The sequence below is a fragment of the Catenuloplanes atrovinosus genome, from assembly GCF_031458235.1.
In the GTDB taxonomy this organism is placed as follows: Bacteria; Actinomycetota; Actinomycetes; order Mycobacteriales; family Micromonosporaceae; genus Catenuloplanes; species Catenuloplanes atrovinosus.
In genome coordinates this window covers 7,317,778-7,329,652 of the sequence record NZ_JAVDYB010000001.1, presented here as the reverse complement: position 1 = coordinate 7,329,652, position 11,875 = coordinate 7,317,778, and the positions used below count along the sequence as shown (strand labels likewise).

9 protein-coding genes are annotated in these 11,875 nt (G+C 73.0%); 5 read left to right on the top strand and 4 right to left on the bottom strand.

The features are described from left to right. Position 1: 1 nt before the first annotated feature. From J2S41_RS32645 to J2S41_RS32630, 4 genes are read left to right on the top strand one after another with little or no spacing between them, the layout of a single operon-like run. Positions 2–421 (top strand): ATP-binding protein, encoded by a 420-nt coding sequence (locus tag J2S41_RS32645; RefSeq protein ID WP_310376691.1) that lies wholly within the window; start codon positions 2–4, stop codon positions 419–421. A 38-nt stretch (positions 422–459) separates the two neighbouring features. Then, positions 460–1,452, top strand: a complete 993-nt coding sequence (locus J2S41_RS32640; protein ID WP_310373772.1) for a SpoIIE family protein phosphatase — start codon at positions 460–462, stop codon at positions 1,450–1,452. Between the two features lie 20 nt (positions 1,453–1,472). Then, the gene (locus J2S41_RS32635; protein WP_310376689.1) at positions 1,473–2,813 is read left to right on the top strand and encodes an ATP-binding protein; all 1,341 of its coding nucleotides are present in this window, start codon (positions 1,473–1,475) and stop codon (positions 2,811–2,813) included. After that, complete coding sequence (locus J2S41_RS32630; RefSeq protein WP_374728291.1) at positions 2,813–4,369, top strand: SpoIIE family protein phosphatase; 1,557 nt, start codon at positions 2,813–2,815, stop codon at positions 4,367–4,369. Before J2S41_RS32635 ends, J2S41_RS32630 begins: the two co-directional genes overlap by 1 nt. 115 nt (positions 4,370–4,484) lie before the next feature. On the opposite strand, the gene J2S41_RS32625 is transcribed toward J2S41_RS32630, so the two are convergent. Beyond that, positions 4,485–5,057: a DUF4352 domain-containing protein gene (locus J2S41_RS32625; RefSeq protein ID WP_310373769.1), complete on the bottom strand. Its 573-nt coding sequence runs from the start codon at positions 5,055–5,057 to the stop codon at positions 4,485–4,487. Positions 5,058–5,149: 92 nt separating this feature from the next. Next, positions 5,150–7,264 carry a S9 family peptidase gene (locus tag J2S41_RS32620; protein ID WP_310373768.1) on the bottom strand — a complete coding sequence of 705 codons (2,115 nt, stop codon included), beginning with the start codon at positions 7,262–7,264 and terminating at the stop codon, positions 5,150–5,152. A 102-nt stretch (positions 7,265–7,366) separates the two neighbouring features. Between J2S41_RS32620 and J2S41_RS32615 the strand changes: the two genes are divergently transcribed. Further along, a complete protein-coding gene (locus tag J2S41_RS32615) occupies positions 7,367–8,632 on the top strand; it encodes an FAD-binding oxidoreductase (RefSeq protein ID WP_310373767.1) in 1,266 nt (421 codons plus the stop codon). A 12-nt stretch (positions 8,633–8,644) separates the two neighbouring features. On the opposite strand, the gene J2S41_RS32610 is transcribed toward J2S41_RS32615, so the two are convergent. Beyond that, a complete protein-coding gene (locus J2S41_RS32610) occupies positions 8,645–9,652 on the bottom strand; it encodes a hypothetical protein (RefSeq protein ID WP_310373765.1) in 1,008 nt (335 codons plus the stop codon). Between the two features lie 33 nt (positions 9,653–9,685). Then, a complete protein-coding gene (locus tag J2S41_RS32605) occupies positions 9,686–11,704 on the bottom strand; it encodes a SpoIIE family protein phosphatase (RefSeq protein ID WP_310376687.1) in 2,019 nt (672 codons plus the stop codon). Between the last annotated feature and the right edge of the window lie 171 nt (positions 11,705–11,875).

Here is an 11,875-nt window from a genome sequence, read left to right as displayed (position 1 = left end):
CATGGGCTTCGCCGGCGCCGCAGATGCCGGCGATACGCTCGTGATCTCCAGCGACGAGGACGTGGTCCGCGTCCGGCAGCTCACCCGTACCGTCGCGGTCAAGGTCAAGCTCTCGCTGGTGGACCAGACCAAGCTGGTCACGGCCGCCAGTGAACTGGCCCGCAACACGCTCGTCTACGGTGGTGGCGGTAAGGCCGAGGTCACCATCGTCGACAGCGGGCGACGTCGGGGTGTACGAATAGTGTTCAGCGATCAGGGCCCCGGCATCGCGGACCTGGGCCTCGCGCTCACCGACGGTTACACCACCGGCGGCGGCCTGGGGCTCGGGCTGAGCGGCGCCCGGCGCCTGGTGGACGAGTTCGACATCGAGACCGCGGTCGGCGAAGGCACCCGCATCACGGTGACCAAGTGGGCGCGCTGAGGCGACCCCTCGGGCACTGAGCAGGTAGAGGGGCGCGCATGTCCGACGAGGGCACCTGGTTCCGCATCGACAACGCCAGCGTGGCGTCGACGGTGCGGCGTGCCGCCGACCGCCTGGCCGAGACGATCGGGCTCGCAGAACGCGCCGGCGACCTGGCGATCGTGGTCGCGGAGATGACCAGTAACCTGCTCAAACACACCACCGAGGGCACGCTGCTGCTGCGCACGGTGCGCAGCGGCGACGAGGCCGGGGTGGAGGTGCTCGCGGTCGACTCCGGGCCCGGCATGGCCGATCTGCCCCGGTTCATGCGGGACGGGCACTCCACGGCCGGCACGCTCGGCATCGGCCTCGGCGCGATCGTCCGGCAGTCCAGCTGGTGCGACATGCACTCGGTGCCGGGTAAGGGCACGGTCTTCGCCGCGCAGGTGTGGCCGGGCGAGACGCCGGAGCGGGCGTGGGCGTCCGGCATGAGCCGCCCGATCACCGGCGAGTCGGTGAGCGGCGACGGGTACGCGATCCGGGTCGCCGACGGACGGCACCAGGTGCTGGTCAGCGACGGCCTCGGGCACGGCCCGCTGGCGGCCGCCGCCAGCCAGGCCGCGGTGAACGCGTTCCGGCACGCGCCCGCCGTACCGCCGGTGTCGCTGCTGGAGAACGTGCACCGGGCGATCTCGCACACGCGCGGCGCGGCGCTCGCCATCGCGGAACTGGACGCCGCCGCCGGGCTGGTCCGCTACGCCGGCCTGGGCAACATCTCGGGCACGATCGTGGACGGCGTGAGCCGGCGCGGCATGATCTCGCTGCCCGGCATCGCCGGTCACCAGCGCCGCCAGATCAAGGAGTACGAGTACCCGATGAGCCGCGGCGCCGCCGTGGTGCTCCACTCCGACGGCGTGGTCGACCGCTGGTCACCCGGCGACTACCCGGGCCTGAGCTCGGCCGCGCCGGTGCTGGTGGCGGCGACCGTGCTGCGCGACGCCGGGGTCCGCCGTGACGACGCGTGCGTCCTGGCGGCGAGGTTGCCATCGTGACCGATCACGTACTGCTCCGCATGGTCCTGCGCCGCGAGCGCGACATCTTCGTGATCCGGCAGCGTGGACGTGAGGCGGCGGCCGCGGCCGGGCTGGAGCACCAGGACCAGATCCGGCTGGCCACCGCGTTGAGCGACATCGGCCGGCTGCTGCTGACCGTTCCGGGCGGCGCGGACGTGGCATTTGTTGCGAGACCCGGAACACCTCCTAGTCTGGTGGTGGAGATTGTCGCGGCCGCCGGTGCCGCCGTCGTGCTGGACGGTGACCCGGCCGCGGCCGCGGCGGCCCGGCTGGTGGACCGGATGGAGGTGGACGGTGACGGCAACGCGACGCGTGTGCGGCTCTCCCGCCGCCTCCCGCTGGGTGCGGCGCCGTTGACCGGCGATCGGCTCGCCGGCGTGCGAGAGGAACTGTCCGCGAACGCGCCCGGCACACCGCTCGACGAACTGGCCGTGCAGAACCGGCAGCTCCTCGCCGCGCTCGACGAGGTGCGCGCGCAGCGCGACGAGTTGGCCGAGACGAACAGCGGCGTGATGGCGCTCTACAACGAGTTGTCCCAGGAGCTGGAGGAGACCAACCGCGGCGTGGTCGCGCTCTACAACGAGCTCGACGAGAAGTCCGCGCAGCTCAAAGCGGCCAGCGAGGCGAAGAGCCGGTTCCTGGCGAACGTGAGCCACGAGCTGCGCGCGCCGGTCACCGCGGTCATCGGCCTGACCCGGCTGCTCGCCGACTCCGGCTCCGACCCGCTCACCGAGGAGCAGGCCCGGCACGTCGACCTGATCCGCGGTTCCGCGACCGACCTGCTGACGCTCGTCAACGACCTGCTCGACCTGGCCAAGGCGGAGGCGGGCCGGCTGGAGCCGGCCTGGGGCGAGGTGGACCTGCGTGCGCTGTTCGGGCAGCTGCGTGGCACCGCCCGTGCCATCATCACCCGGCCGGAGGTGGAGCTGACGGTGGAGGACCCGCCGACCGGCGCCACGCTGACCACGGACGAGGCGCTGCTTGCCCAGGTGCTGCGCAACCTGCTGACCAACGCGATCAAGTTCACCGAGCGCGGCACGGTCGCCATGTCGCTGCGCCCGGCGACCGGCACGGACGGCTGGGAGATCGAGGTCGCCGACACCGGCATCGGCATCCCGCCGGAGCTGCACGAGCGTATCTTCGAGGAGTTCTACCAGGTGCCCGGCAGCTCGACCGGGCGCACCGGGACCGGGCTCGGCCTGCCGTACGCGCAGCGGCTGGTGACCCTGCTCGGCGGCTCGCTGCGCCTGTCCAGCGAGCCCGGCAAGGGCAGCGTCTTCACCGTCGTGCTGCCGCGCCGGCCGGCGTCCCCGGCGCCCGTGCCACGTGACGAGGAGTGATCCGGGTGCACGTCGATCCGGCGACCGTCCTGGTCGTCGATGACAACGCCACCAAGCGTTACCTGCTGGTGAGCTGGTTGTCCCGGGCAGGCTACGCGGTCGTGGAGGCGGAGACCGGCGCGGACGCGCTGCAACTGGTCGAGGTGAAGCCGATCGACCTGGTGGTGCTGGACGTGCGCCTGCCGGACATGTCCGGCTTCGAGGTCTGCGAACGGATCAAGAGCAACCCGCGGCATTCCGCGCTCCCGGTGGTGCACGTCTCCGCGCACGCGGTCGACGTGACGGACCGTGCGCACGGACTGAACCGGGGCGCCGACGCGTACCTGGTGGAGCCGATCGAGCCGGAGGAACTGGTCGCCACCACCCAGGCGGTGTTGCGCTACTACCGGGCGCGCAAGCAGGCGGAGCTGCTGGCGCACCGGATGGCGCTGCTGGCCGAGACCACGCTGGCGATCAATTCGGCGGCCAACTTCCCGGCGCTGCTGGAGGCCGCGGCCTGGGGTGCCGCCAAGATCTTCAAAGGGCCGGCGGCCGTGGTCACCGGTACCACGGACGGCGAGCTGTGGGCCGCGACCTGTGAGGACCCCGAGCAGACGCCGATGCTGCGCCCGTGGTCGCCGGCCACCGGCCAGGAGATCGCGGTGGGCACGTCGTTCCGCATCGACCCGCCCGAGACCTGGTCGCTGATGGCGTGGCCGGAGGGCGACCCGGTCGGCGTCGCGGTCACCCGCATCCGCCCGGACCGGCCCGCCGTGCACGTCGCGGTGCCCGCCGCGGCGAACATCCCGGGCGCACCCGTGCTGCGCCAGCTCGCCCAGGCCATCGCGGCCGCGGTCGAGGCGCAGCGGTCGTACGACGAGGAACACCGCATCGCGATCACGCTGCAGCGCAGCCTGCTGCCGCGCCGGCTGCCCGAGGTGACCGGCCTGGACATCGCCCGCCGGTACGAGCCGGCCAGCGCGCACACCGAGATCGGCGGCGACTTCTACGAGGTGACCATGATCGACGGCCGGCTGCTGGCCGCGATCGGCGACGTCGCCGGACACTCGCTGCACGCCGCCACCGTGATGGCCGAGCTGCGCCACGCGCTGCGCGCCTACGCGGTCGAGGGGCACCAGCCCGGGACCGTGCTCACCCGGATCAACGACCTGATGCTGACGCTGCTCAGCGGCGAGGTCGCGACCGTCTGCCTGCTGCTGATCGACCCGGCCAGCGGGCACGTGCGGATGGCCAACGCGGGTCACCTGCCGCCGCTGCTCATCGTGGACGGCCGCCCGGAGTACATCGAGGACCGTGGCCCGCTGCTCGGCACGCGCGCCAACCGCCCGGACGACACCGAGTTCGTCGTGCCGCCCGGCGCCACGCTCGTGCTCTACACGGACGGCCTCATCGAGCGCCGCGACGCCACCATCGACGACGGTCTCCGCGCGCTGGCCGCCTCCGCCGCCGGCGGCGTCGACGACCACCTCGACGACTTCTGCGACCGCCTGCTGAGCGAGCTCGCCGGCCAGGAGATGAGCGACGACATCGCGGTCGTCGCGCTGCGACGGCACTGATCTCGTTCGCCCGCTTCCGGCGGGCCCACCTCCCGCATGCTCCCGCGGGCACCGGTCGGCCGTGGCCGGCCTCCCTGCCGGGACCGTGGGTGGTCGCGGCGAACCACCCCGGAGGTCAGCGCGGTGTGACGCGGACGCCGCCGGAGGAGGGGCTCTCGTGCAGCTCCAGGCGGCGGATCTCGGCGTCGTGCGGGATGTCGAAGACGATCAGGCCGGTCACGGACCGGCCGGGCCGCAACTCGGTCGGGAAGACCGGCCGCTCGCCGTTGGCCAGCACACCGGCCATGGTGTCCGCGGTGCAGACGCGGCCGGAGGCGAGCACCGCGCGCTGCGCCGCGTCCGAGATCGTCACCCGGCGCGTGCCGAGATTGCTGGCGCTCAGCTCCACCACGCAGAACTGCCCGGTCGCGGACTGGCTGGCGAGGTAGCCGTCGATGGTGAGGATGCCGCAGCGCAGCGCGTGCACGGTGAACGAGGTGCGCTCGTCCCGTACCGGCTGGTTGAGGCCCGCGGTGGGCAGGCGGTCGAGGGCCGCGCGGTAGAGGTCGTGGCCCCAGGTGATCGCGGCCAGCCCGGCGCCCAGGCAGCAGCAGGCGGAGACCACGGCCGCGGCCAGGCCGACGATCAGCGCGAGCTTGGCGCCCTGGCTGGAGAACGGGATGAGCGGCGGTGCGTGGTCGCTGCTCATCGTTCCCCCGACTGGTGCCCGGAACCGGAAGGGGCCGGGTGCGCGTGCCCGGCCCCGAACAGTCCGATTCTAGGCTTTCGCCCCCATTGCGGTCAGGCGATTCGGGCGGGCTCGGTGGCGCGGCCCAGCCGGTCCAGAATCCAGGCGAGCACGAACGCCTCCTCCTTCCACGCGTCATACCGGCCGCTCGGCCCGCCGTGCCCCGCGCCCATCTCGGTCTTGAGCAGGAACGTCCCGTCCGGCACCACGTGCCGCAGCCGAGCGATCCACTTCGCCGGCTCGTGGTAGAGCACGCGCGTGTCGTTCAGCCCGGTCATGGCCAGGATGTGTGGGTACGCCTGCTGCGTCACGTTCTCGTACGGCGTGTACGACTTCATGTAGTGGTACACCTCGGCGGAGTCGAGCGGGTTGCCCCACTCCTCCCACTCGATCACGGTGAGCGGCAGCGACGGGTCGAGGATGGAGTTCAGCGCGTCCACGAACGGCACCTCCGCCACCACGCCCGCGAACGCGTCCGGCGCCAGGTTCGCGATCGCGCCCATCAGCAGGCCGCCGGCCGAGCCGCCGCGCGCCACGATCCGCTCGCTGGACGTCCACCCGGCCTTGGTCAGGTGCCGCGCGCACGCGACGAAGTCGGTGAACGTGTTCTTCTTCGCCAGCAGCTTGCCCTGCTCGTACCAGCGGCGGCCCATCTCGCCGCCGCCGCGCACGTGCGCGACCGCGAAGACGACGCCCCGGTCCAGCAGGGACAGCCGGGCGATGGAGAAGGACGGGTCCATGCTCGACTCGTACGACCCGTAGCCGTAGAGCACCAGCGGCGCGGTGCCGTCCCGCACCACGCCCTTGCGCGACACCAGCGAGATCGGCACCCGGGTGCCGTCGTCCGCGAGCGCCCAGTCGCGGTGCTGCTCGTACGCGTCCGGGTCGAAGCCGCCGAGCACCGGGCGCCGCTTGCGCAGCGTCATCTCGCGCGTCACCAGGTCGACGTCGTAGATCGAGTCCGGCGTGACGTACGACGCGTAGTGCAGGCGGATCGAGTTGGTGTCGTACTCCGGGTTGCCGGTCAGCCCCACGTCGTACAGCGGCTCCGGGAACTCCAGGTCGTAACTGGCCGTGCCGCCGATCGGCAGCACCCGCACGCCGGTCAGCCCGTCCTTGCGCAGCGACACCACCAGGTGGTTGGTGAACGCGTCGACCGACTCCAGCCGGATGCCCGGCTCGTGCGGGATCAGCGGCACCCAGTCGCCCGGGGCGTCCGCCGACGTGTACGCCAGCGCGAAGTCCTCCGCGCCGTCGTTGTGCAGGATCAGGAAGCGGTGCCCGTGGTGCTCGACCGAGTACTCCACGCCCTGCCGGCGCGGCGCGATCAGCACCGGCTCGCTCGTCGGCGCGTGCGCCGGGATCGCCCGCACCTCACTGGTGATCTTGCTGCTCGCCTCGATGAGCAGGAACTTCTCCGAGCGGGTCAGGCTCGCGTGCACCCAGAACCGCTCGTCCGGCTCCTCGAAGACGATCACGTCCTCCCCAGCCGGCGTGCCGATCACGTGCCGCCACACCCGGTACGGCCGCCACGCGTCGTCCACGGTCATGTAGAACAGCACGGAGCCGTCCGCGGACCAGGCGCTGCCGTAGAACACCTCCGGCACCGCGTCCGCCAGCACCTCGCCCGTGCTCAGATCCTTGACGTGCAGCGTGAACCGCTCGTCACCGGCGAAGTCCACGGAGTAGGCCAGGCGCCGGCCGTCCGGGCTCACGTCGAACGTACCCAGCGCGAAGAAATCGTGCCCCTCGGCCAGCGCGTTGCCGTCGAGCAGCACCTCCTCGCCGTCCAGCGGCGCGCCGTCCGCGGGGATCGGCGGGTCGGTCTCGCCCGGCGCGACCGCGCGCCGGCAGTGGATGCCGTACTGGCTGCCCTCCACCGTGCGTGAGTAGTACCAGTACCCGCCCTTGCGGGACGGCACGGACAGGTCCGTCTCCTGGGTCCGTTCCTTGATCTCGGAGAAGATTTTCTCCCGCAGGCCGGCCAGGTGCGCGGTGACGGTGTCCGTGTACTCGTTCTCCGCGGTCAGGTACGCGATCGTCTCCGGATCGTCCTTCGCGGTCAGCCAGGCGTACGGATCGACGACCGTGTCGCCGTGGTGCGTGCGCTCGGTGGGCACGCGCTTCGCGATCGGCGGCCGGGCGTGGGCAGGTGTCTCGGTGGTCACGCCTGACCACGTTACCGGCGCCGCACGGACGGTCGCTTCAGGACTTGCGGAGAGTCGTTCGTACATGTGTACGATAAACCGCCGTCGCCGACAGGGGGAGTCATGGGATCCAGCGCCGGCGACGCCATCCTGCGTCGCCTCATGGAGATCTGCGGCCCGCAGTTCGCCCGCCCGGGCGGCTCCGCCGACGCGATCGCCGGCACCGAGCCGCGCTGGGTCGCCGCCCCGCCGCACACCCAGGGCGCCGCCGAGGTGCTGCGGCTCGCCGCCCGCGACGGGCTCTCGGTCACCGCCCGCGGTGCCGGGTCGAAGATCGACTGGGGGGTGCCGCCGGCCGGGCTGGACCTGCTGGTCGACATCGGCCGCCTGGCCGGTCTGCGCCGGCACGCCGAGCCGGACCTGCTGGTCGAGGCCGGTGCCGGCACGCCGCTGCGCGCGGTGCAGACCGTGCTCGCCGGCGTCGGCCGCCGCCTCGCCATCGACCCGCCCTCCGAGGGCCCCACGATCGGCGGCGTGCTCGCGGCGGACGAGACCGGCCCGCTCCGGCACCGCTGGGGCTCACCCCGGGAGCAGGTCCTCGACGTTCGCTGCGTCACGCTCGACGGCGACCTGCTCCAGCTCAGCGGCGACGCGTTCCGCGCGTTCGGCGACGCCGGCGGCTTCCCCCGCGACGTCCCCGGCGTGCCGCCCGGCCTGCTCGGTGGCTTCCCGCGCCGCCCGGCCCGGCTCGCCGGCTGCGCCGACCCGCTGCCCGGTCTGATCACCTCCGCCACGCTTCGCGTGCTGCCCCGCCCCGGCGCCCGCCTCTGGGTGACCCGCACGCTGGCGAGCCCGAGCGAAGCGCGGGACCTGGTCCTCGGCATCCGCAGTTCCGCCGTCCACCCGGACGCGGTCGAGATGGACCTGCCCGCCGGCCGCCCCGCCGGCATCCCGCGCCAGCGCGGCACCCGCGACTCGGCCGGCACGCTCGCCATCCTGCTGGAGGGCGACCCGGCCCCGGTCGGCGTCCGCGCGGCCGTCCTCGTCGACCTGCTCGGCGGCGACGCCACCCCGGCGTCCGTGCCACCTCCGTGGTGGGGCCGTGCCCCGTTCGCCGACGGCGAGGTCGGCCTCCGCATCGACGTGCCCCCCACCGACCTGCACGCCGCCGTCTACTCGCTGCGCGACGCCGTCGGCGCTCCCGTCCCGGTCCGTGGCCGCGCCGGCGTCGGCGTCATCCACGCCGCGCTCCCCGGCACGCTCACCCCCGCCCGGGTCTCCGCCATCCTCGACGCCCTCCGTGGCATCCTCCTGGCCCGCGACGGCACCTGCACCGTCCTCGCCGCCCCGGCCCCGGTCCGCGCGGCCGTCAACCCGTGCGGACCGTGACCGGGCCCGGCGTCAGGGCGTGATCGTGATGCTCATCGAACCGTCCGTGATCTGGGTGTTCCGCTCGTTCCACGGCAGGTTGTAGGAGCTGCTCAGGCCGCTCTCGTCATGGATGCGCAGGCCGATCGGGTAGGTACCGGGCTCGAGGTGGCTCGGCGGATATCCGTCGAACTGAAGCGTCCCGCCATGCGTCCCGCCGATGCCGCCGGTCGAGATGGGGTGGCTCGACCCGTCCGGCAGGATCACGGAGAGGTCGTACCCGCGCACCGGCGCGACCGGAGCGGACAGCGTGGCCGACAGCTGGAAGGTCGAGGTCCACCAGTTCTGGCTCTCGGCGCGGGTGAAGCTCTGCCGGCTCCAGGTGAAGCCGGTCAGCGTCGGCGGCGTCGTGTTCGGCATCCGTGCGATGGTGAGGCCGGTCCGCGGGGCACCGTGCGTGGCGCCGTAGACCGCCACGTTCCCGGCCCCGTCCGTCACGATCAGCGAGGAGAACGTGCAGTCCTTGCTCCGCTGGAACATCGTGACCGGCACGCTGACCGTGCCGTCCGCGTTCACCGTCGGCGTGGCGGTGAAGGACTGACACCGGGAGTAGTCGAACTCGCCCCGCACGGTGGCCACTCCGCCGCGTGCCCCGTCGACCGCGAGCGTCACCGTGGTCCGCGCGGAGCCCAGCCAGTTGTTCACCGGATTCGGCGTCGCCGAGAACGAGCGGACGCTCACCACATCGTTCGAGGTCACCGAGACCGGGGAACCGGACAGGCCGGTGACGATGGTGGTGTTGCCCACGTTGTCGGTGAGGGTGACTCCGGACAGCTTCCACACGCCGGTGGCCGCGTGCTGGGGCAGCACCACCTGGACGCCGCAGAAGGGCGCGTAGAGGTCACCGCCGGAGGAGCCGCCGCAGTCCCCGTTGTCCTTCTCGAACCACTGGGCGCGGGCGGAGCCGGTGACGGTCCGGCCGCCCGGGCCGGTGAGCGTGACGGCGACGTGGGAGACGCCGGACTCGTAGTCATGCGACATCGGCCGAACCCAATAAAAGCACCGAAAGTCGCGCTACGGATCATTCCGCAGCACGAGGATCGCGATGTCGTCGCGCGGTGGGTCTATCGAGAAGCCGATCGCGGTGGTGCGCAGCCGGGCCGCGACCACGTCCGCGGAGTAGCCGGCCAGTGGCGCCGCCGCCGCGCGCAGGCGTTCCGGGCCGAACAGCTCGCGGCCCCGGCGGCGTTCCGTGACGCCGTCGGTGTAGAAGACCAGCGCGTCGCCGGCGCGGATCTGCACCTCGGTGGCCGGGGAGGCGATCGCGTCGATCAGGCCGAGCGCGGTGCCGCCGGTGCCGACGAACGCGGCGCGCCCGTCCGCGCGGATCAGCACCGGGCGGTCGTGGCCGGCCAGGTAGAGCGTGGTGTCGAGCAGGCCGTCGACGGACCGGCCGACCGCGGCCAGCGCCAGCGTGCAGTAGCGCCCGCCGCCGCGTTCGACCAGCGTGTCGTTGAGCCGGGCGAGCACCTCGGGGAGCGGCTTGCCGTCGTGAGCCAGCACCCGGATGACGTCGCGGACCAGGCCGGTCACGGCGGCGGCCTGCACGCCCTTGCCGGAGACGTCGCCGACCACCACCAGCCAGCGGCCGTCGGGGAGCGGCATCACGTCGTAGAAGTCGCCGCCGACCTCGATGTCCGAGCCGGTCGGTACGTACTCGGCGGCGAAGCCGATGCCCGGCACGACCGGCAGCACCGGCGGGAGCAGCGACTGCTGGAGCGTACGCGCGACCCGGCGGCGCTCGTCGTGGATGCGCGCGTTGTCGATGGCGAGCCCGGCGCGCCGGGCCACGTCCTCCAGCACCGCGACCTCGTCCGGGTCGTGGCGCTGCCGGTTGTGCCGGCCCACGGCGAGCGTGCCGAGCGCCTGGCCGCGCGCGATCAGCGGCAGCGCGATGCCGTCCGTGGGCGCGCCGAGCGGCGCCTGCCCGCCGGTACGGGACACCTCGCGCAGCCGGGCGAGCGCGGAGTCCGGCCCGCTCTCCTTGAGCGCGGCGTGCAGTTGGGGGAGCGCGGACTCGTCCGCGTGGATCGCGGTGGCCAGCTCCAGCCGGCCCCACTCGTCGGTGGTGTGCACCGCGCACCACTGGCCGAGCCGCGGCACGACCAGCTGCGGGATCAGCGCCAGGGTGAGTTCCACGTCGAGCGACTGGGCGAGCAGCTCGCTGGCCTCGGCGAGGAACGTCAGCCAGGTCTGCCGGCGCAGGTCGGCGCGGCGGAGCCGGTCGTTCTCCAGGTGCAGCGAGAGCCGTTCGGCGACGAGCGTGGCCAGCGGTGCCGCGTAGCCGGACGGGGCCGCGTCGAGTTCGAGCTCGCCGCTGTACGGCCGGTGCACGGTCAGCGGCACGCGCACGGTGGGCACGTCCGGGCGGGGTGCGCGGCCGTACCGGGCGAGTTGTTGCTGCCCACCGCCGTCGCCGCGGTCGAGGCGGACCACGCCGCCGGCGGCGCCGACCAGCTCACAGACGCGCGCGAGCAGGTCGGTGGCGAAGTCGCCGAGCGCGTCGTCGCCGTACGGGTCCGGCACGGACTGCAGCAGCGTGGTGAGCGCCTTGGCGCTGGGCGTGGCGCCCGCTCCGACTGCGCTCTCCGGCGGCCCGATCTCCGGCAGCAGGTCCGGAGCCGGGATCTTGCGGTCGAGCCGGAACCAGACGCCCTTGCCGTGGCGGAGGTGGGTGGTGCCCCAGCGACTGGAGAAGTGGTCGACCAGCAGCAGCCCACGTCCCCTTTCCGACACTTCCGAAATATCGGTTTCTTCGGGTCGGGTGCGCGCGGACAGCGTCTCCAACTGGCCGGCCGCGAAGTCGGTGACCGTGACGGTGAGCCCGTGCCCGTCCGCGACGACCTCTATCTCCAGCTCGGTCCGCGCGTGCACGACCGCGTTCGTCGACAGCTCGGTGGTCAGCAGCAACGCCTCGTTGAGCAGCTCGTCCAGGCCGCCCTCGCTGAGGACCGCGCGCACGACGGCGCGCGCCGCGGCCGGCGTCCGCCGGTCCGCGGGCAACCGCACCCGGCGGACGTGCTCCTGCCGCATGTGCTGCTGGGGGACGTGGTCCGGCCCACCACTCGCCTCGGCTGACACGCTTGCATCCTCCACTGAAAGGGTGGCCCTCTCCAAGCCGGACGCTCGCACCTGATGGGTGAAAGGCGCAATGATGACATGGTCGACCCCGCGACACGCGTGGTAAGACGCCCGGATCAGCCC

What these genes read in the sequence shown, in the direction of transcription:
- J2S41_RS32645 (WP_310376691.1), top strand. Translation starts at nt 2, where the DNA reads ATGGGCTTCGCCGGCGCCGCAGATGCCGGCGATACGCTCGTGATCTCC.
- J2S41_RS32640 (WP_310373772.1), top strand. Translation starts at nt 460, where the DNA reads ATGTCCGACGAGGGCACCTGGTTCCGCATCGACAACGCCAGCGTGGCG.
- J2S41_RS32635 (WP_310376689.1), top strand. Translation starts at nt 1,473, where the DNA reads ATGGTCCTGCGCCGCGAGCGCGACATCTTCGTGATCCGGCAGCGTGGA.
- J2S41_RS32625 (WP_310373769.1), bottom strand. Translation starts at nt 5,057, where the DNA reads ATGAGCAGCGACCACGCACCGCCGCTCATCCCGTTCTCCAGCCAGGGC.
- J2S41_RS32615 (WP_310373767.1), top strand. Translation starts at nt 7,367, where the DNA reads ATGGGATCCAGCGCCGGCGACGCCATCCTGCGTCGCCTCATGGAGATC.
- J2S41_RS32610 (WP_310373765.1), bottom strand. Translation starts at nt 9,652, where the DNA reads ATGTCGCATGACTACGAGTCCGGCGTCTCCCACGTCGCCGTCACGCTC.
- J2S41_RS32605 (WP_310376687.1), bottom strand. Translation starts at nt 11,704, where the DNA reads ATGCGGCAGGAGCACGTCCGCCGGGTGCGGTTGCCCGCGGACCGGCGG.